Origin of the sequence: Streptomyces sp. 3211.6 (assembly GCF_003634815.1) — a bacterium.
Classification (GTDB): domain Bacteria; phylum Actinomycetota; class Actinomycetes; order Streptomycetales; family Streptomycetaceae; genus Streptomyces; species Streptomyces katrae_A.
Map to the genome: position 1 here is coordinate 4,285,542 of NZ_RBXC01000001.1, position 20,486 is coordinate 4,306,027.

Sequence of the window (20,486 nt, forward strand, 5' to 3'; positions counted from 1 at the left end):
GGCCCTACGCCGTGCGACTCACGCCGTGCGGGACCGCAGCCCCTCCAGCAGGATGTCCAGCAGCCGGGCCGAAGCGGCGGCCTGCTGTGCCGGGTCCGGCAGCGCGGGCGCGGCGGTCGCGATCACCAGCAGCACATCGGCCACCGTGACATCGGTCCGCAGCTCACCGGCCTCCCGCGCCCGGTCCACCAGCCGGCCGACGACCTCCAGCAGCGCACCCGCGCCCGCGTCCTCCGACGGCTCGTCCTCGACCGGGGTCCGCGCGCCCACGACGCGCAGGTCCGGAGCCCCGCCCGCGACGGCCTGCCGCTGGTGCGGAACCCGGGCCGCGCCCTCGTCCTCGGCGTCCTCCTCGGCCGAGCCGACCCGCAGCACCTGCGGGGGCAGCAGCCGGCCCGCGCCCGAGGCCACGGAGGTGCGCAGGAACCGCGACAGCGCCTGCCACGGCTCCTCCTCCTGGCCCAGAGCGGACTTCGCCTGCTCCGTCAGCCGGGCGGTCTCCTCCTCGGCTATGCGCCGGACCAGCACGTCCTTGCTGGGGAACCGCCGGTAGACCGTCCCGACGCCGACCCGGGCGCGCCGCGCCACGTCCTCCATCGGGGCCCCGTAGCCCAGCTCGCCGAAGACCTCGCGCGCGGCACGCAGGACGTGCTCGAGGTTGCGCTGCGCATCGACGCGCAGCGGCGTCGAGCGGCCCGTGCCGTGGGTGGTCGTGCCCGCGATCACACGGCCGCCGCTCTCTGCGGACAGAGCGGTGGCAGAACCATGGAAATCGGAAATATGCATATGTATCCCCCGGTAATCATTTGTCTCCCCCCGGAGACACTCCCCGCCTTCGTGTCGAGGGGGGCCACGGTCATGAGGGCCCTGGTCCTACTCCTCGACGAGATACGAACATAGTTGAGCCAGAGTCAATTCAGAAGAGGCAGCCCCCGACGGAGCACCGCCCGATCGGAGCATTCACCCCCACTTTTCCGCCGCAAGCCCCCGGAATCACCCCCTCCGCATGCTCTGACCTGCGAACTTCTCACCCGACCCGGCCCGCCCGGCCACCCCGGCCCACCCCCACCACTGGTCACACAATTTGTCGGGCCTGTGGACAAACTCCCGGCCACGTTGCGTCATGGGATGGTGAAGGCTGCTAACTCGCGGGGCGACGCCCCCGGTACCCCGCCCCGCACGCGCATCCTCGTCATCGGCGGCGGATACGTCGGCATGTACACCGCCCTGGGCCTCCAGCGGAAGCTCAGATCCGGCGAAGCCGAGGTCACCGTGGTCACCCCCGAGCCGTACATGACGTACCAGCCCTTCCTCCCGGAAGCCGCCGCGGGCGCGATCTCCCCCCGCCACGTCGTCATCCCCCTGCGCCGCGTCCTCGACCGCTGCCGCATCGTCATCGGCCAGGCCCAGCGCATCGACCACGCCAAACGGACGGCGACCGTCACCACCCTCGCCACCCCCGAAGAGGGCACCGGCGACCTCCAGATCGAGTACGACGAACTCGTCCTCGCCCCCGGCTCCGTCTCCCGCACCCTCCCCGTCCCCGGCCTGGCCGACTACGGCATCGGGTTCAAAACCGTGGAAGAGGCCATCGGCCTGCGCAACCACGTCATCGAACAGATGGACATCGCCTCCTCCACCCGCGACCCCGCGATCCGCGACGCCGCCCTCACCTTCGTCTTCGTCGGCGGCGGATTCGCCGGCGTCGAAGCACTCGGCGAACTCGAGGACATGGCCCGCTACGCGGCCCGGTACTACCACAACATCAAGCCCGAGGACATGAAATGGGTGCTGGTCGAGGCCAGCGACCGGATCCTCCCCGAGGTCGGCCCCGAAATGGGCACCTACACCGTCCGCGAACTGCGCCGCCGCAACATCGACGTCCGCCTCGAAACCCGGCTCGAATCCTGCGAGAACCGCGTCGCCGTCCTCAGCGACGGCGCCCGCTTCCCCACCCGCACCGTCGTCTGGACCGCCGGCGTCAAACCTCACCCCGTCCTCGCCGCCAGCGACCTGCCCAGGAACGAACGCGGCCGCCTGCGCTGCACCTCCTTCCTCACCGTCGAAGGAGTCGAACACGCCTGGGCCGCGGGCGACGCCGCCGCCGTCCCCGACATCACCGCCCAGACCCCCGGCAGCGAATGCGCCCCCAACGCCCAGCACGCCGTCCGCCAGGCCAGACAGCTCGCCGACAACATCGTCGCCGCCCTCCGCGACGAGGCCCTCACCGAATACGCCCACAAATACGCCGGCTCCGTCGCCTCCCTCGGCCTCCACAAGGGCGTCGCACACGTCTACGGACGCAAGATCAAGGGCTACCCCGCCTGGCTCATGCACCGCACCTACCACCTCAGCCGCGTCCCCACCTTCAACCGCAAGATGCGTGTACTCGCCGAATGGACCCTCGCCGGACTCTTCACCCGCGAGATCGTCTCCCTCGGATCCCTCGAACACCCCAGGGCAGAATTCGAACTCGCCGCCGGCGGAGGCCCCCGGCACCACCTCCAGCACCCCGCCCCCAACCCCCCGGCCGACAGCGAGGGCTGACGTTGTCAGTGCGGTCCGCCACACTGGACGTGTGACCATAGGTGGGCTCACACCTGCACAGAGTGACGCCCCACGGAGTGACAGCAGCAAGCGACCGACCACACGGGGCACCTCCCGGCACCACCGGGAGGAGACACCGCGACCACTTGCGACACCACGAGGCTTGAACGCAGTGAACTTCACGCGCTGGAGCGCCCGGCTTCCCGGCACGCAGCGCCGCGCCGCCGCCCGGAACGAGCACGCCGCCGCCCAGGCCAAAAGGGGTGAAGGCTCCGTCCCGGCAGCCCGCGGCGCCGCCGCCCACCCCGCCGCGCCCCCCGAGGGCAGCCCCGCCGACGCCACCGTCTCCGGCACCGGCACGGCCCCGCTCCCCGCCGCACCCGCCCTCGACGAGCTCTCCGTCAAGGAGGTCCTCGGCCTCCTCCCCGCCCTCGTCGCCCTCGTCCACGGCCCCGAGCACCGCGTCGCCTACGTCAACGACGCCTACACCGCCGGCTTCGGCCCCCGCACCACCGGCGCCCCCGCACACCTCGCCCTCCCCGAACTCGGCGAGCTCGGCCTGCTCCCCCTCCTCGACCAGGTCCAGCGCAGCGGCAAACCCCGCACCGCCAAGAACCGCCAGGCCCCCGGCGGCGGCAGCTCCTACACCGTCACCTGCACCCCCGTACGGTTCCCCAAGGCCGACACCGACGGCCGGCCCGACCCCCACCACACCGGGATCCTCGTCCACCTCGCCGACGTCACCGACCACGCCGAAGCCGTCGACCGCCTCCGCGCCAGCGAACGCCGCCAGCGCGAAGCCGCCGTCACCCTCCAGCGCTCCCTCCTCCCGCAGGAACTCGAACAGCCCGACGACCTCCGCATCTCCGCCACCTACCAGCCCGGCGGCACCGAAGCCGCCGTCGGCGGCGACTGGTACGACGTCATCACCCTCGGCGCCGGCCGCACCGCCCTCGTCATGGGCGACGTCATGGGCCGCGGGGTGCGCGCCGCCGCCGTCATGGGCCAGCTGCGCACCGCCGTCCGCGCCTACGCCCGCCTCGACCTGCCCCCGCACGAGGTGCTCCAGCTCCTCGACGGACTCGCCGCCGAGATCGACGCCAGCCAGATCGCCACCTGCGTCTACGCCGTCCACGACCCCAACGAAGGCCTCCTCGCCTACGCCTCCGCCGGCCACCTCCCCATCCTCGTCCGCGACGAGGACGGCACCGTCCGCCGCGCCGCCGACCCCACCGGCCCCCCGCTCGGCACCGGCGGCTGGCTCCACACCTCCGGCACCATCGCGCTGGGCCCCGGCTCCACCGCCGTCCTCTACACCGACGGCCTCGTCGAACGCCGCGGCGAGGACATCGACGAAGGCGTCTCCGCCCTCGAACGCGCCCTCGCCGGAGCCCAGGGCACCCCCGCGATCATCTGCGACCGCCTCATGCGCGCCCTCGGCGTCGACGCCGACCACGACGACGACGTCGCCGTCATGGTCCTCCAGCAGCCCGCCCGCACCGGAGCCGACGCCGAGCTCTTCCACAACGCCGCCCTCGAACTCCTCGGCGGCGTCGAGGCCGCCCCCCGCGCCCGCGCCTTCGCCCAGGGCGTCCTCACCTCCTGGCGCTTCCCCGTCGAGCTCCGCGACCTCGGCGTCCTCGCCGCCAGCGAACTCGTCGCGAACTCCCTCCAGCACGGCACCCCGCCCATGCGCCTGCGCCTGCGCCGCACCGACCGCCGCCTGATCGTCGAGGTCACCGACGGCGACGACCACCTCCCGCGCCGCCGCCGCGCCGAACCGGGCGACGAGACCGGCCGCGGCATCTCGATCATCGCCACCATCGCCTCGGCCTGGGGCTCCCGCCGCACCCCCGGCGGCGGCAAGGCCGTCTGGTGCGAGTTCGCCCTCCCCGACACATAGCCCGCGCACACGGCAGAGGCCCCGGTCCACCAGGACCGGGGCCTCTCCCACCACCACGCCTCTTACACGGCCACCCGCTCCGCCGGCTGCGCCGCACCCTTGCCGGCCACCGCCGGACCCTGCGCCACGACCCGGCCGCCCAGCAATGACGGGTTGTCCTGCGCCGGGCTCAGCTGCCGGCCCAGCCGCAGCGCCAGCCCGGCGATCCCCAGCGACACCAGCACGAAGATCCCGATGTAGAGCATCGGAACCCCGGCGCCCAGCGGCACGCCCAGCGGCCCAAGAGCCAGCGCCATCTGCTTGACCAGCGCGAACGCCGAGTTGTACTGACCGACCGAACCCTCCGGAGCCAGGTCCGCCACCAGCGGCGCCAGCGTCGGCGACAGCATCGCCTCACCGATCCCGAAGAGCGCGTACGTGCTCACGAACGCGGCGGCGGCCATCGTCGCGCTGCCGTGCCCCAGCCCCGAGAACCCGGCGATCAGCCACGCCACGGTCCAGATCAGCCCGACCAGCGCGATGACCCGCGAACGCCGCCGCTTCTCGACCAGCTTCAGCACCACGAACTGCGCCACGACGATCGCACCCGTGTTGGCGGCCAGCGCGAACCCCAGCGTGGACGGGGAGATCCCCGCGGCCTCCGTACCGAAGGCCGCCAGACCCGACTCGAACTGTCCGTAGCAGGCGAAGAAGAGCACGAAGCCCAGCAGGCACAGCTGCACCATCGCCTTGTGGCGCAGCAGCCGCGCCCAGCCGCCACCCGCACCCTGGCCCTTCGGCACCGCGTCCTTGATGCCGGGCGCCTGCGGCATCCGCACGGTGGCGATGACCGCGGCCAGCACCAGGAACATCACGGCCTCGATGCCGAACAGCAGGGTGAAGCTCCCCGGCCGGCTCACGTCGACGATCTGGCCGCCGGCCAGCCCGCCGATGCCCAGCCCCAGGTTCTGCATGAAGAACTGCAGCGCGAACGCACGCGTACGGGTCGACGGGGTCGAGCACCACACGATCATCGTGGCCAGCGCCGGCTGCATCACGGCCTGCCCGGCACCCAGCGCCAGGGCCGACAGCAGGATCGGCACCACGCCGGAGGAGAGCCCGAGGGAGAGCGCACCCGCGGACGCGGCCACGGCCGCACCCATGACCACGGGCACCGGACCACGCCGGTCGATGACCCGGCCGGTGAAGGGCAGCGCGACCAGAGCACCCAGGGCGAACGCCACGAACGCACTCGTGGCGGCCATGGAGCCCAGCCCCCGCACCTGCGCCACATAGATGTAGAGGAACGGAACCGTGAAACCGATGCCGAACGCGGTCAGCGCGTTCCCGGCCTGGATCCGCCGCATCGCAGCGCCCATCACCTTGGTCACTTCTCACCTGCCCTGATAGCTAAAGCCTGAAGACTTCATGCCTAAAGTTCGATGCTTAACTCTACACATCGAAGGAGTTAGACGCCAACGGGTTCATGGGATACTTCGGTCCATGGCTGACACCCCCGACGGCGCCACGCCCGTCCACGAGCCGAGCCTCGACGAGCAGATCGCCGTCTACCAGCGCGAGTTCCAGGACCTGGACCCCCAGGTGGAGAAGGTCGTCTCGGCCCTCAGCCGCCTCAACCGCCGCATGAACGTCGCGTACGGCCGCCAGACGGCCGCCCTCGGCATCAGCAACGCGGAGTGGGAGGTCCTCAAGGCCCTGGTCCTCTCGGGCGCCCCGTACCGGATGGGCCCCAGCGAGCTCGCGAAGCAGCTGAGCCTGACGCCGGCGGCCATGACCCACCGGATCGACCGCATGACGGCCGAGGGCCTGGTCACCCGGGAACGGGACGAGTCCAACCGGGTCCGCGTGATCGTGGAGCTGACGGACGAGGGCCGCAGCAAGTGGCTGGACGCGATGCGCGCGGCGACGGTGTTCGAGGAGGACCTCCTCCAGGACCTCTCCACCGCGGAGCGCGGGGTACTGGGGGACATGCTCACCCGGGTCCTGGCCCGCGTGGAGGACCTCCAGTCCCGCACCTGAGCGACCCCCGACGGGCCCCGACCTCCCGGGTTGACACGCCCCCCGGGGATCCGTAAGGTTCTTCGAGTTGCCCCAGCGCTGGAAGGTTCTGAGGTCAACGAATCCGCCGCCTCGTCGCGGCAACCTACTCAGCACGATCTCCCACCGGGAACGAATTCGGCATGTCCGAATTCATTTCCGAAGGCCCGATTATCGGTTGCCGGGAAAATCCGCTAGAGTTCAGGAGTCGGAAGGGCCCAACAGCCCGGAAGACAAACCCCGCTGACTGGGGGTCAGGCCCGAAAGGATCTGATAGAGTCGGAAACGAAGAAAGAACGAAAGCCCGGAGGAAAGCCCGCGAGGGTGAGTACAAAGGAAGCGTCCGTTCCTTGAGAACTCAACAGCGTGCCAAAAATCAACGCCAGAAGTTGATACCCCGTCCACTCCGGTGGATGAGGTTCCTTTGAAAAAGACCTGTCGGGCCTTCGGGCACTGGCAGGCGACAAACACAGCGAGGACGTTGTGGTCAGTCGGTCTTATTCCGACCGTGACTGGCCCGCTCTTTCGTGCGTGTGCACCGGATTACCGGTAAACATTCATGGAGAGTTTGATCCTGGCTCAGGACGAACGCTGGCGGCGTGCTTAACACATGCAAGTCGAACGATGAACCTCCTTCGGGAGGGGATTAGTGGCGAACGGGTGAGTAACACGTGGGCAATCTGCCCTTCACTCTGGGACAAGCCCTGGAAACGGGGTCTAATACCGGATACGACTGCGGGAGGCATCTCCTGTGGTGGAAAGCTCCGGCGGTGAAGGATGAGCCCGCGGCCTATCAGCTTGTTGGTGGGGTAACGGCCCACCAAGGCGACGACGGGTAGCCGGCCTGAGAGGGCGACCGGCCACACTGGGACTGAGACACGGCCCAGACTCCTACGGGAGGCAGCAGTGGGGAATATTGCACAATGGGCGAAAGCCTGATGCAGCGACGCCGCGTGAGGGATGACGGCCTTCGGGTTGTAAACCTCTTTCAGCAGGGAAGAAGCGAAAGTGACGGTACCTGCAGAAGAAGCGCCGGCTAACTACGTGCCAGCAGCCGCGGTAATACGTAGGGCGCAAGCGTTGTCCGGAATTATTGGGCGTAAAGAGCTCGTAGGCGGCTTGTCACGTCGGATGTGAAAGCCCGAGGCTTAACCTCGGGTCTGCATTCGATACGGGCTAGCTAGAGTGTGGTAGGGGAGATCGGAATTCCTGGTGTAGCGGTGAAATGCGCAGATATCAGGAGGAACACCGGTGGCGAAGGCGGATCTCTGGGCCATTACTGACGCTGAGGAGCGAAAGCGTGGGGAGCGAACAGGATTAGATACCCTGGTAGTCCACGCCGTAAACGTTGGGAACTAGGTGTTGGCGACATTCCACGTCGTCGGTGCCGCAGCTAACGCATTAAGTTCCCCGCCTGGGGAGTACGGCCGCAAGGCTAAAACTCAAAGGAATTGACGGGGGCCCGCACAAGCGGCGGAGCATGTGGCTTAATTCGACGCAACGCGAAGAACCTTACCAAGGCTTGACATATACCGGAAAGCATTAGAGATAGTGCCCCCCTTGTGGTCGGTATACAGGTGGTGCATGGCTGTCGTCAGCTCGTGTCGTGAGATGTTGGGTTAAGTCCCGCAACGAGCGCAACCCTTGTCCTGTGTTGCCAGCATGCCCTTCGGGGTGATGGGGACTCACAGGAGACCGCCGGGGTCAACTCGGAGGAAGGTGGGGACGACGTCAAGTCATCATGCCCCTTATGTCTTGGGCTGCACACGTGCTACAATGGCCGGTACAATGAGCTGCGATACCGTGAGGTGGAGCGAATCTCAAAAAGCCGGTCTCAGTTCGGATTGGGGTCTGCAACTCGACCCCATGAAGTCGGAGTCGCTAGTAATCGCAGATCAGCATTGCTGCGGTGAATACGTTCCCGGGCCTTGTACACACCGCCCGTCACGTCACGAAAGTCGGTAACACCCGAAGCCGGTGGCCCAACCCTTGTGGAGGGAGCTGTCGAAGGTGGGACTGGCGATTGGGACGAAGTCGTAACAAGGTAGCCGTACCGGAAGGTGCGGCTGGATCACCTCCTTTCTAAGGAGCACAGTACCGATTGCAGGCAAATGTTCTGCACGGTCAGCTCATGGGTGGAACGTTGATTAGTTGGCACGGTCTTCTGGATGGATCACGAGTACTGCTTCGGCGTGGAAAGTGAGTCACTGAAAGAGATCGTGCTTGGCACGTTGTTGGGTCCTGAAGGCACGGCCGTCTGGTCAGTCTTCAGTGCCGGCCCCGGTAAAGCTCTGTTTCGGCAGGGTGTGACGGGTGGCTGGTCGTTATTTGAGAACTACACAGTGGACGCGAGCATCTGTGGCCAAGTTTTTAAGGGCGCACGGTGGATGCCTTGGCACCAGGAACCGATGAAGGACGTGAGAGGCCGCGATAGGCCCCGGGGAGCTGCCAACTGAGCTTTGATCCGGGGGTGTCCGAATGGGGAAACCCGGCAGTCGTCATGGGCTGTCACCCATGCCTGAACACATAGGGCATGTGGAGGGAACGAGGGGAAGTGAAACATCTCAGTACCCTCAGGAAGAGAAAACAACCGTGATTCCGGGAGTAGTGGCGAGCGAAACCGGATGAGGCCAAACCGTATGCGTGTGATACCCGGCAGGGGTTGCGCATGCGGGGTTGTGGGAATGAGCTTTCACAGTCTGCCGGCTGTGAGGCGAGTCAGAAACCGTATGGATAGGCGAAGGACATGCGAAAGGTCCGGCGTAGAGGGTAAGACCCCCGTAGCTGAAATCTGTACGGCTTGCTTGCTCATCTCCCAAGTAGCACGGGGCCCGAGAAATCCCGTGTGAATCTGGCGGGACCACCCGCTAAGCCTAAATATTCCCTGGTGACCGATAGCGGATAGTACCGTGAGGGAATGGTGAAAAGTACCGCGGGAGCGGAGTGAAATAGTACCTGAAACCGTGTGCCTACAAGCCGTGGGAGCGTCGGGATCTTCGGATCCTCGTGACTGCGTGCCTTTTGAAGAATGAGCCTGCGAGTTAGCGGTGTGTAGCGAGGTTAACCCGTGTGGGGAAGCCGTAGCGAAAGCGAGTCCGAATAGGGCGATTGAGTTGCACGCTCTAGACCCGAAGCGGAGTGATCTAGCCATGGGCAGGTTGAAGCGGAGGTAAGACTTCGTGGAGGACCGAACCCACCAGGGTTGAAAACCTGGGGGATGACCTGTGGTTAGGGGTGAAAGGCCAATCAAACTCCGTGATAGCTGGTTCTCCCCGAAATGCATTTAGGTGCAGCGTCGTGTGTTTCTTGCCGGAGGTAGAGCACTGGATAGGCGATGGGCCCTACCGGGTTACTGACCTTAGCCAAACTCCGAATGCCGGTAAGTGAGAGCACGGCAGTGAGACTGTGGGGGATAAGCTCCATGGTCGAGAGGGAAACAGCCCAGAGCATCGACTAAGGCCCCTAAGCGTACGCTAAGTGGGAAAGGATGTGGAGTCGCAGAGACAACCAGGAGGTTGGCTTAGAAGCAGCCACCCTTGAAAGAGTGCGTAATAGCTCACTGGTCAAGTGATTCCGCGCCGACAATGTAGCGGGGCTCAAGCGTACCGCCGAAGTCGTGTCATTGCAGCAATAGGGCCAACGCCTGCTGTGATGGGTAGGGGAGCGTCGTGTGCCGGGTGAAGCAGCAGCGGAAGCTAGTTGTGGACGGTTCACGAGTGAGAATGCAGGCATGAGTAGCGATACACACGTGAGAAACGTGTGCGCCGATTGACTAAGGGTTCCTGGGTCAAGCTGATCTGCCCAGGGTAAGTCGGGACCTAAGGCGAGGCCGACAGGCGTAGTCGATGGACAACCGGTTGATATTCCGGTACCCGCTTTGAAACGCCCAATATCGAATCCTCTGATGCTAAGGCCGTGAAGCCGTTCCGGACCCTTCGGGGAAAGGAAAGTGGTGGAGCCGCCGGCCCAAGGTGGTAGTAGGTAAGCGATGGGGTGACGCAGGAAGGTAGTCCAGCCCGGGCGGTGGTTGTCCCGGGGTAAGGGTGTAGGCCGAGGGGTAGGCAAATCCGTCCCTCATATAAGGCTGAGACCTGATGCCGAGCCGATTGTGGTGAAGTGGATGATCCTATGCTGTCGAGAAAAGCCTCTAGCGAGTTTCATGGCGGCCCGTACCCTAAACCGACTCAGGTGGTCAGGTAGAGAATACCGAGGCGTTCGGGTGAACTATGGTTAAGGAACTCGGCAAAATGCCCCCGTAACTTCGGGAGAAGGGGGGCCATTCCTGGTGATGAGACTTGCTCTCTGAGCTGGGGGTGGCCGCAGAGACCAGCGAGAAGCGACTGTTTACTAAAAACACAGGTCCGTGCGAAGCCGTAAGGCGATGTATACGGACTGACGCCTGCCCGGTGCTGGAACGTTAAGGGGACCGGTTAGTGACCTTTCGGGGTTGCGAAGCTGAGAACTTAAGCGCCAGTAAACGGCGGTGGTAACTATAACCATCCTAAGGTAGCGAAATTCCTTGTCGGGTAAGTTCCGACCTGCACGAATGGCGTAACGACTTCTCGACTGTCTCAACCATAGGCCCGGTGAAATTGCACTACGAGTAAAGATGCTCGTTTCGCGCAGCAGGACGGAAAGACCCCGGGACCTTTACTACAGTTTGATATTGGTGTTCGGTTCGGCTTGTGTAGGATAGGTGGGAGACTTTGAAGCAGCCACGCCAGTGGTTGTGGAGTCGCCGTTGAAATACCACTCTGGTCGTGCTGGATGTCTAACCTCGGTCCGTGATCCGGATCAGGGACAGTGTCTGATGGGTAGTTTAACTGGGGCGGTTGCCTCCCAAAGGGTAACGGAGGCGCCCAAAGGTTCCCTCAGCCTGGTTGGCAATCAGGTGTTGAGTGTAAGTGCACAAGGGAGCTTGACTGTGAGACCGACGGGTCGAGCAGGGACGAAAGTCGGGACTAGTGATCCGGCGGTGGCTTGTGGAAGCGCCGTCGCTCAACGGATAAAAGGTACCCCGGGGATAACAGGCTGATCTTCCCCAAGAGTCCATATCGACGGGATGGTTTGGCACCTCGATGTCGGCTCGTCGCATCCTGGGGCTGGAGTCGGTCCCAAGGGTTGGGCTGTTCGCCCATTAAAGCGGTACGCGAGCTGGGTTTAGAACGTCGTGAGACAGTTCGGTCCCTATCCGCTGTGCGCGTAGGAATATTGAGAAGGGCTGTCCCTAGTACGAGAGGACCGGGACGGACGAACCTCTGGTGTGCCAGTTGTCCTGCCAAGGGCATGGCTGGTTGGCTACGTTCGGGAGGGATAACCGCTGAAAGCATCTAAGCGGGAAGCCTGCTTCAAGATGAGTATTCCCACCTCCTTGAGAGGGTAAGGCTCCCAGTAGACGACTGGGTTGATAGGCCAGATGTGGAAGCCCGGTAACGGGTGGAGCTGACTGGTACTAATAGGCCGAGGGCTTGTCCTCAGTTGCTCGCGTCCACTGTGTTAGTTCTGAAGTAACGAACTCGCCTTGCCGGCTTGAGTTCAACTTCATAGTGTTTCGGTGGTCATAGCGTTAGGGAAACGCCCGGTTACATTCCGAACCCGGAAGCTAAGCCTTTCAGCGCCGATGGTACTGCAGGGGGGACCCTGTGGGAGAGTAGGACGCCGCCGAACAATCATTGTGGGAAAGCCCCGCACCAGTCATGGTGCGGGGCTTTTCTGCGTTTACGGCCAGAAGACCGGACGGCCGTAATCTGCATGGATGAGCAGTATGAGCAGCGGGGAGGCTGCGGTCAGCCAGAAGTGGCAGCGGAAGGGGAAGCCGAAGGGGAAGGGGGAAGGGACCGGGAGGGCCGCCGGCTACGACATGGCCGGGGTCGGGCTCCTGCTGCTGGCCGCGGCCGCGGGATGGAGCGACATGGTGCTCCTGGTCTTCGGGCACGTGGTGTCCGGGTGGGTGCTGTGCGTCGTCCTGGTCTGTGCAGCCGTGGTCGCCGCCGGTTTGCGCGCCCTGTGGCTGCGTTCCGAGGCCGGCCGGACGGTGGAGCACAGCCGGTCGGCCTTGATGTCCGGTCTGCGGGTAGTCGCTGCGACCGCGGCGGTGCTGAGCTGTGCGGCCGGCGCCCTCGACGAACTCGGCGCGGAGTACTACGTCCTGCACCCCACGGGCCCCGATGGCTGCACCGCCGTCGTCCGGGAGACCTCGTTCCTCGTACTCGGCAGCGGTGACGTCTATGCGATCGGCGCCAGCCACATCGGCTGGCGGCCGTCGGGCTCCTGGATCGCCGACGACGGCCACCGGCCCATCGCCGCGGGAACGTACGAGCTGGGCTGGCACGAGGACGGCGGCGGTTCGCTGACCGTACACGGGACCCCCGGCGACCCCATCGTCTCGGGGGGCCTGGCGACGCTCGACTGCGGGAGCTGACCAGGGGAGCTGACCAGCCGGCCCAGAGATCGTTTGACATGGAGTGCACTCCAAGTCATAGCGTCGGGGCATACGGTTTTCCAGCTCGGGGGAGGCATCGAAATGATCGACGCAGGCATCCGGTACTTGGGTGAACTCGCTGTGTCCGCACAGGGGTTGGGCTGCATGGGGATGAGCCACGGCTACGGGGACTCGGACGACGCGCAGTCGATCGCGACCCTCAACCGGGCCCTCGACCTCGGGGTGACCCTCCTGGACACCGCCGACTTCTACGGCTCCGGGCACAACGAGGAACTGATCGGGCGGGCCGTCGCCGGGCGGCGCGACGAGGCGGTCATCGCGACGAAGTTCGGCTTCGCCAACCGGCTGGGCGAGCCCACCGTGATCCGCGGCGACGCCGCCTACGTGCGCCAGGCGTGCGAGGCCTCGCTGCGACGCCTCGGGGTCGACCACATCGACCTCTACTACCAGCACCGGGTCGACCCGCAGGTGCCGATCGAGGAGACCGTCGGCGCCATGGCCGAGCTGGTCCAGGCCGGCAAGGTCCGCCACCTCGGGCTGTCGGAGGCCGGTGCGGAGACGATCCGCCGGGCCCACGCCGTGCACCCGATCACGGCACTGCAGAGTGAGTGGTCCCTCTGGACCCGGGACCTGGAGGCGGAAGCTGCCCCGGTCTGCCGCGAACTCGGCATCGGCCTCGTCCCGTTCTCCCCGCTCGGCCGGGGCTTCCTCACCGGCCGCTACAACTCGGTCGAGGGCCTGGCGGAGACCGACCTACGGCGCACGCAGCCGAGGTTCGCCGACGGCAACCTCGACCGGAACCTGGCGATCGTCGCGAAGCTCGAGGAACTGGCCGCGGCCAAGGGCATCACCGCGGGCCAGCTCGCCCTGGCCTGGGTGCAGCACCGCGGCGAGGACGTCGTACCGATCCCCGGCACCCGGCGGGAGAAGTACCTCGAGGAGAACATCGCGGCGCTGTCCGTCGAGCTGACGCCCGAAGACCTGGCCGCCATCGAGGCCGCGGCCCCCAGCGAACAGATCGCGGGCGCCCGCTACGACGCGACGAGCCTGACCTTCGTCGACCAGTGAGGGACGGCCCACGAAGCCACCGCTAGGTGGCCCGGCCACCCCGGACCGTGGCGGGCAGGAAGACGGCGTGGGCGGGCGAGGGGACGGGCCGCCGGCACGCTGGGTCCTCGCAGCGGTGTACCGCCCCGGTACGGGCGGCCGACAGCGCGGCGACGTCCTCGTTCCGCCCCGCGGCCCGTGCCATGTCGGCCAGGGCGACGGCGAGGAAGCCGGCCTCGGCGGCGACGTGCGCGGTCGGACGGGTACGGCGGCGCTCCGCGAGCCTTCGGCGTCCCTCGATGTTCAAGGGGGCGTTCGGTGGTGTCACCGGAGCACCTTGGTGCTTCGGCCGGCCGTGATGGCGGTGAGGAGAGGAAACGCGATGAGCAGCGCTACCGCGACCAGGAGCCCGCTTGCCCAGAGCGGCCCGCGGTCTCCGGCTTCCGTGCCGAGGGTGGCCGCAGCGATGACGGGGCCGACGGCGGCACCCACGTTGAGCGCCGCCGTCGCATACGAGCCGGCCATGGTGGGGGCTTCCGCGGCCTCGTAGAGGACCCGTGTGATCAGCGTGCTGCCCAGCGCGAACGACAGTGCGCCCTGCACGAACACGAGGATGAACAGGGCGACCGGCTCGTTGGCCAGCATCGCCAGGGCCGGCCAGCCGATGAGCAGCAACGGACCGCCGACTGCGATGACCGGACCAGGACGCCGGTCGGACAGCCGGCCGGCGACGGCGACGCCCACGGATGAACCGACGCCGAAAAGCACCAGAGCGACAGAGACCCACAACTCGCCCAGCCCGGCTCTGTCGGTCACCACGGGGGCGAGGAAGGTGATGCTTCCGAAGGTTGCCGCGTTCACCAGCGCGCCAAGCACCATCACCAGAATCAACCGCGGCCGTGCGAGCTGAGCGAGCTCCGCTCGCAACGCCGGCCTTCCAGTCGCCTCATCCCCGTCGCCTCCTGCTGGGATTCCCCTCAGGACGCCGAGAGCTGCCGGCAGGCAGAGAGCGGCGACAGCCCAGAAGGTGGCCCGCCAGCCGAGAACCGTGCCGAGCACCGACCCACCGGGGACACCGGCGATCGTGGCCACCGTCGTGCCGGACAGCAGCACGGCCAGCGCGCGTCCCTTCCTGTCGGGCGAGACCAGCGTGGCGGCAGCCGTCAGAGCGACGGCAAGGAACCCTGCGTTCGCGAGCGCGGCGACGACTCGGGTGGCGAGCAGGACGGGGAAGCTTGTGGTGATGGCGCCCAAGGCGTGAGCTGCTGCGAAAGCGAGGACGAACCCGAGGAGGCTGGAGCGCCTGGGCCAGTTACGGGCAAGCGCGGCCACCAAGGGGGCCCCGACGATCATGCCGGTCGCGAAGGCCGAGGTGAGGGCGCCTGCTGTCCCGACCGTGACGTCAAGGTCCGAGGCGATGTCCGGCAAGAGGCCGGCGAGCATGAACTCCGAGGTGCCCATGGCGAAGACCGCCATGGCAAGCAGGTACAGCGGGAGAGGCATCGAGTGGCTCCGAGGTGAGGAGAGGCACGAGAAGGTCATCTCGTCACCGCGGCCAGCCCCAAGCGCACACTCGTTCCACCGCAGAAAGCGGTGTGCCGCAGGGCTACGAACTCAGTGGTTCAGGGGGCTGACGGCGTGACCGAAAGCCCCCACCTCGTCTGACTCAGGACTCGACATGCCCCGCACGCTATCCGACCGACGCCGGTCGAAGGTATGCGCGCTGGCCACCCTGGCTTCGCCATGCTGGTCCTGGAGAAGATCCGCGCGCCACGGCCAGGGCCGGGCAGTAGCCCCCGCAAGAAGCCGGACAGCCTCGCGCCCGACAAGGCCTACAGCAACGGGCCGTGCCGCGAATACCTGCGACGACGCGGTATCCGGCACACGATCCCGGCCATCCCAGAGCCCGCCCGTCACCGTCGCGTCGATCCGCCTGTAGATCAGGCCACGATCAGGCAGACGAGGTGCTGGTCGTCCGCCCGGTCCCCCTGACACGATCGGGGTGTGACCACGTTGTTCCTGATGGTCGGCCTAGGTCCGGCAGCTCGCCGAGGGGCATGGCGCGAGGAGACGATTCCTATGACCGAGGCCGGCCGGTGGCCGTCGTTCGCGGTGGGCCCGTGATCGATCACGGTATTGCGCTGCCTGAGCACCGCCTGCATATCGTGCCCGCGGTCGTGGCGCTGGCCAGTCCGACGTGGCAGCGGGAGGTGTGGCTCGATCCGGATCGGTTCGAGGACCTCGACTACACCGTGCACGTGCTCTTCGACGACTTCTGCGATGCGGACGACCCTCTGCCCTGGCTGGGGCAGTGCCTCCGCAGCGAGGAAGAGGTCGAGCTGATGGCACGGCTCGGTGCTGCCTACGGCGCGGTACAGGAGGCGGTCGGCGCCGCCGCCCGCGACGAGGTCTATCTGGACTCGCCGGGTTGGCCGGGCGTGGTCGCCGCCGCGGCGCGGCTGGCCCAGGTGCTGGTGGCCAATGACCAGGCGGCGTTGAGCGGGTTGCACGCTGCCGGGCATCGCCGGCCGCCCGGCGCCGAGCCCGTCGACGGCGCTTAGGGCCTGTCTGACAATTCCCGCCGGGTCCCGGCCGCACGCCGATCGCACGCACCGAACGACCCGGCCTGATCCGGCGCGAATTGTCAGACAGACCCTAGTGTCCTGAGTCGGTAATTCGTCGGCAGTACGAGGCGAGGGATTCGAGGATCTGGTCGGCAGTCTTGGTCCAGATGAACGGCTTGGGGTCTTCGTTCCATGAGTCGATCCAGGTGCGGATGTCCTTCTCCAGCGCCTGGACCGACTTGTGGACTCCTCGCCGTATCCGCTTGTTCGTCAGCTCGGCGAACCACCGCTCGACCAGGTTCAGCCAGGACGAGCTGGTGGGCGTGAAGTGCATGTGGAACCTGGGATGGGCCAGCAGCCACTTCTTGACCGCCGCGGTCTTGTGGGTCGCGTAGTTGTCGCAGATCAAGTGGACCTGGAGTCCGGCAGGGATCTCCTTGTCGAGCTTGTTCAGGAACTTCCTGAACTCCTCGGCCCGGTGCCGGCGGTGGAGGGACCCGATCACCTTGCCGGTGGCCGCGTCGAAGGCCGCGAACAGCGTGGTGGTGCCAGCGCGGACGTAGTCGTGACTGGCCCGCTCGGGCACCCCGGGCATCATCGGCAGCACCGGCTGGGACCGGTCCAGCGCCTGGATCTGCGACTTCTCGTCCACACACAGCACCAGCGCCCGCTCCGGCGGATCGAGATACAGCCCCACCACGTCATGGACCTTGTCGACGAAGAACGGGTCCGTGGATAGCTTGAACGTCTCGGACCGGTGCGGCTGCAAGCCGAAAGCCCGCCACACCCGGGAAACGGTCGACTGCGACAGCCCGGTCTTCTTCGCCATCGACCGGGTCGACCAGTGCGTGGCGTTCTCCGGCTTCGACTCCAGCGTCCGGGCGATCAGATCGGCGACCTGCTCGTCCATCACCGTGCGGGGCCGGCCCGGACGCGGCTCGTCCGACAACCCGTCGAGACGGTCCGCCAGGAAACGCTTACGCCACTTCGAGACGGTGTCGCGGGACACCCCGACCCGCTCCATCACCGCACGCGTCGACACGGGAAAGCCGTCCTCCCCGACATCGTCACAGGCCAGGATCACACGGGCCCGCATCGCCATGTCCTGCGCGGACTTACGCCGCCGCACCCACCCCTCCAACACTGATCGCTCAGCATCAGTCAAATCCAGCGGCGCAAGCTTCGGTCCCGGGCGCGTCATGCCTCAACTATATGGAAATTTAAGACTCAGGACACTAGAAGACTGATGAAGATGTTGGGTTCTGGCCCCGCCGCGTCAGCGGTGGGGCCAGACTCGTGTTGTGGTTCAAGGGGAGTGGGTCGGGGAGACGGTCGGACCTGATGTGTGGGCGACGTGCCGGGAGTTGATTCCGGCTGGGAGTGTGTTCGCGTTCCTGGCCGAGCACCGTGGCCGGTTGTTCCCCGCGGCGATGTTCGCGGACATGTATCCGTCGGCGAACGGGCGGCCGTCCATGCCGCCGCAGATTCTGGCCGCGGCGATCACATTGCAGGCCCTGCACGGCATGTCGGACTTCGAGACGGTCCAGGAACTGCGGTGTGACCTGCGGTGGAAGGCCGCGTGCGGGCTGGGACTGCATGACACCGCGTTCGACCCGTCGCTTCTGGCGTACTTCCGGCGCCGGCTGGCCCGCTCCACCAGCCCGAACCGGGCCTTCGAGGCCGTGCGGGAGGTCGTGAAGGCCACCGGTGTCCTCAGGGGCAAGCACCGGCGGGCACTGGACTCCACCGTGCTGGACGACGCGGTCGCCACCCAGGACACCGTCACCCAGATCATCGGCGCCATCCGGGTGGTGATCCGGGAAGTCCCCGGCGGCGCCGAGGCTGCCGCCGCGCAGTGCACCGCCCACGACTACACCGACCCGGGCAAACCCCGCATCACCTGGAACGATGCCCAGGCACGAGCCAACCTGGTCGACGCGCTCGTCGGCGACGCGGTCAGACTGCTCGGGCATCTGCCCGAGCAGGAACTGGGCGAGAAGGCAGCGAACGCGGTCGGCATCCTCGCGCTGGTCGCCGGGCAGGACGTGGAACCGGCCGAGGACTCCGACGGCCGTGACGGCCGCTGGCGCATCACCCAAGGGACCGCCCCGGACCGGATGATCTCCACCGTCGACCCCGAGTCCCGGCACATCCACAAGACCCGCTCCCATCAGCAGGACGGATACAAGGCCCACCTCGCCGTCGAGCCGGAGACCGGGTTATACACCGCCGTCGCCCTGCGGCCCGGGGCCGGGCCAGAGCACCACGAGGCAGCCGTCGGCCTTGAACTGCTGGCCGAGGAGGACACCCCGGTGGACGCCTTCGGTGACACCGCCTACTCCACCGGCGACGCCCGCCAGGCCCTCGAAGAGGCCGGACACCGGCTGTTCCTCAAACCCGCCCCGCTGCGGCCGGCCGTCCCAGACGGCTTCACCCTCGACGACTTCGCCATCGACACCTCGGCCGCCACCGTGACCTGCCCCCAAGGCCACACCGTCGGCCTGTCCGAGCCCGGCGGCCGCCACCACCAGCGCAGGGCCGTCTTCGGGAACGTGTGCACCCGATGCCCGCTGCGTGAGCAGTGCACCAAGGCCAAAGCCGGACGCGTCCTGACCATCCGCCCCCACCACGATCTCCAAGCCGCGGCCCGCCGCCAGGCCGCCACCGACCCCGCCTGGCAGGCCGACTACCGCCGCTGGCGGCCACCAGTCGAACGTGCCGTCGCCTGGCTCGTCCACCACGGCAACCGCCGACTCCGCTACCGGGGCACCATCAGCAACAACGCCTGGCTCCACACCCGAGCAGCCGCCCTCAACCTCCGCCGCCTGATCAACCTCGGACTCACTCACACAGGCGGCACCTGGCACCTCGCACCGGCCATCACATAACCAGAGGGGCCGCCCGGCCTACGGCCGGACGGCCCCTCAACAAGATCTTCATCAGTCTTCTAGGGGACGAGGACCACCTTGCCGCGGTTGCGGCGCTGCTCGATGGCTGCGTGGGCGCGCGCCGCCTCCGCGAGGGGGATCTCCTCGTGGACAGTGGTGCGCAGGGTGCCGGCTGCGCGTTGCTCCCAGAGCTCGCGCTGCCAGCGGGCGTACAGGTCGGGTCGGCCGAGGGCGATGGCCCGCATCTGGAAGCCGATCACCGAGGCGCCGCGCACCAGCAGCTCGTACGCCTCCACCGTGCCGCCGCCGGAGCTGAAGGCCACCAGCCGGCCGCCCATGGCCAGGGCGCGCACGGCCGGGCCCAGCAGCTCGCCGCCGACGCCGTCGAGGATGACGTCGTACGGGGCTCCCCAGTCGGCGTCCTCGTACAGCACGACCGCGTCGGCGCCCAGCCCGCGCACGAAGTCGGCCTTGTCGGCGCTGCCGACGGCGGCGACGACCCGTCCCGCCCCTCCGGCCTTGGCGAGCTGGAGGGCGAGGGTGCCCACCGCGCTGGCCGCCGCCGTGATGAGCACCGACTCGCCGGGCTGTACCCGCCCGGCCTCGAACGCCCCGCGCGCCACGAGCCCGCTGCGGACGAGGGCGACCGCGTCCACGGCGGTGGCGTCGTCCGGGACGGTGGTGGCGAGCGCGGCGTTCAGGACGGCGTACTCGGCGTAGGCGTCGGCGAAGCACAGTCCGGTGACGCGGTCGCCGACGGCGAAGCCGGTGACGTCCGCGCCGGTGGAGACGACGGTCCCGGCGACCTCCCCGCCGAACGAGACAGGCCCGCTGCCCTCGCGGACCTTGCGGACGGTGGGCAGCGTGACGCCGATCGCCCCGGTACGGACGAGCAGCTCCCCGGGGGCCGCCTCCGGGCGGTCGACCTCTTCGGCGAACAGGACTTCCGGCCCACCGTTGACCTCGTGGCGGATGCGCAGCACAGGACCTCCCCCGATCCGTTTTCATTGGGTGCCCCAACGATATGGCTAAGGTCGTGGGGAAGTCCAATGATTTCT

At 67.2% G+C, this 20,486-nt stretch carries 13 protein-coding genes and 3 rRNA genes; 10 read left to right on the plus strand and 6 right to left on the minus strand.

The genetic code is table 11. The annotated features are described in order from the left end of the window. Positions 1 to 18 precede the first annotated feature (18 nt). The gene (locus BX286_RS19815) at positions 19 to 786 is read right to left on the minus strand and encodes a TetR/AcrR family transcriptional regulator (protein ID WP_121015687.1); all 768 of its coding nucleotides are present in this window, start codon (positions 784 to 786) and stop codon (positions 19 to 21) included. 342 nt (positions 787 to 1,128) lie between these two features. Here BX286_RS19815 and BX286_RS19820 point away from each other — a divergent pair, with 342 nt between their 5' ends. Both BX286_RS19820 and BX286_RS19825 read left to right on the plus strand, forming a co-directional pair. Further along, positions 1,129 to 2,547, plus strand: coding sequence for an NAD(P)/FAD-dependent oxidoreductase (locus BX286_RS19820; protein WP_079428948.1), 1,419 nt, complete (start codon positions 1,129 to 1,131; stop codon positions 2,545 to 2,547). 172 nt (positions 2,548 to 2,719) lie between these two features. Beyond that, positions 2,720 to 4,450 carry an ATP-binding SpoIIE family protein phosphatase gene (locus BX286_RS19825; RefSeq protein WP_100863234.1) on the plus strand — a complete coding sequence of 577 codons (1,731 nt, stop codon included), beginning with the start codon at positions 2,720 to 2,722 and terminating at the stop codon, positions 4,448 to 4,450. Between the two features lie 62 nt (positions 4,451 to 4,512). On the opposite strand, the gene BX286_RS19830 is transcribed toward BX286_RS19825, so the two are convergent. Further along, positions 4,513 to 5,808: an MFS transporter gene (locus BX286_RS19830; protein ID WP_187344291.1), complete on the minus strand. Its 1,296-nt coding sequence runs from the start codon at positions 5,806 to 5,808 to the stop codon at positions 4,513 to 4,515. 124 nt (positions 5,809 to 5,932) lie between these two features. Here BX286_RS19830 and BX286_RS19835 point away from each other — a divergent pair, with 124 nt between their 5' ends. The 6 genes from BX286_RS19835 (at position 5,933) to BX286_RS19865 (ending at position 13,997) form a co-directional block, all read left to right on the plus strand. Then, positions 5,933 to 6,469, plus strand: a complete 537-nt coding sequence (locus BX286_RS19835) for a MarR family winged helix-turn-helix transcriptional regulator (RefSeq protein WP_079428951.1) — start codon at positions 5,933 to 5,935, stop codon at positions 6,467 to 6,469. Positions 6,470 to 7,043: 574 nt separating this feature from the next. After that, positions 7,044 to 8,569: ribosomal RNA gene (locus tag BX286_RS19845) — 16S ribosomal RNA — on the plus strand. Between the two features lie 278 nt (positions 8,570 to 8,847). Then, positions 8,848 to 11,963: ribosomal RNA gene (locus BX286_RS19850) — 23S ribosomal RNA — on the plus strand. Positions 11,964 to 12,037: 74 nt separating this feature from the next. Continuing rightward, positions 12,038 to 12,154, plus strand: a 5S ribosomal RNA gene (gene rrf, locus BX286_RS19855). Together the 16S, 23S and 5S rRNA genes form the textbook arrangement of a ribosomal RNA operon. 88 nt (positions 12,155 to 12,242) lie before the next feature. Continuing rightward, positions 12,243 to 12,908, plus strand: a complete 666-nt coding sequence (locus tag BX286_RS19860) for a hypothetical protein (RefSeq protein ID WP_148710282.1) — start codon at positions 12,243 to 12,245, stop codon at positions 12,906 to 12,908. Positions 12,909 to 13,010: 102 nt separating this feature from the next. Further along, positions 13,011 to 13,997: an aldo/keto reductase gene (locus tag BX286_RS19865; protein ID WP_079428954.1), complete on the plus strand. Its 987-nt coding sequence runs from the start codon at positions 13,011 to 13,013 to the stop codon at positions 13,995 to 13,997. Positions 13,998 to 14,019: 22 nt separating this feature from the next. On the opposite strand, the gene BX286_RS38040 is transcribed toward BX286_RS19865, so the two are convergent. Both BX286_RS38040 and BX286_RS19875 read right to left on the minus strand, forming a co-directional pair. Further along, the gene (locus BX286_RS38040) at positions 14,020 to 14,304 is read right to left on the minus strand and encodes a hypothetical protein (protein ID WP_121015696.1); all 285 of its coding nucleotides are present in this window, start codon (positions 14,302 to 14,304) and stop codon (positions 14,020 to 14,022) included. Next, positions 14,301 to 15,479, minus strand: a complete 1,179-nt coding sequence (locus BX286_RS19875; protein ID WP_121015699.1) for a Cmx/CmrA family chloramphenicol efflux MFS transporter — start codon at positions 15,477 to 15,479, stop codon at positions 14,301 to 14,303. The genes BX286_RS38040 and BX286_RS19875 overlap by 4 nt, the downstream gene beginning before the upstream one ends. A 617-nt stretch (positions 15,480 to 16,096) precedes the next feature. Between BX286_RS19875 and BX286_RS19880 the strand changes: the two genes are divergently transcribed. Then, on the plus strand, positions 16,097 to 16,537 hold the full coding sequence (locus tag BX286_RS19880) for an SCO4402 family protein (protein ID WP_167747598.1): 441 nt from the start codon (positions 16,097 to 16,099) through the stop codon (positions 16,535 to 16,537). A gap of 94 nt (positions 16,538 to 16,631) precedes the next feature. On the opposite strand, the gene BX286_RS19885 is transcribed toward BX286_RS19880, so the two are convergent. Next, on the minus strand, positions 16,632 to 17,741 hold the full coding sequence (locus BX286_RS19885) for an IS630 family transposase (protein ID WP_100861852.1): 1,110 nt from the start codon (positions 17,739 to 17,741) through the stop codon (positions 16,632 to 16,634). Positions 17,742 to 17,883: 142 nt separating this feature from the next. Here BX286_RS19885 and BX286_RS19890 point away from each other — a divergent pair, with 142 nt between their 5' ends. Continuing rightward, entirely contained in the window at positions 17,884 to 19,428 is a 1,545-nt protein-coding gene (locus BX286_RS19890) for an IS1182 family transposase (RefSeq protein WP_079423731.1), read from the plus strand. A gap of 59 nt (positions 19,429 to 19,487) precedes the next feature. Here BX286_RS19890 and BX286_RS19895 read toward each other — a convergent pair whose 3' ends face one another. Next, complete coding sequence (locus BX286_RS19895) at positions 19,488 to 20,411, minus strand: zinc-binding dehydrogenase (RefSeq protein WP_100863228.1); 924 nt, start codon at positions 20,409 to 20,411, stop codon at positions 19,488 to 19,490. Positions 20,412 to 20,486: the final 75 nt, after the last annotated feature.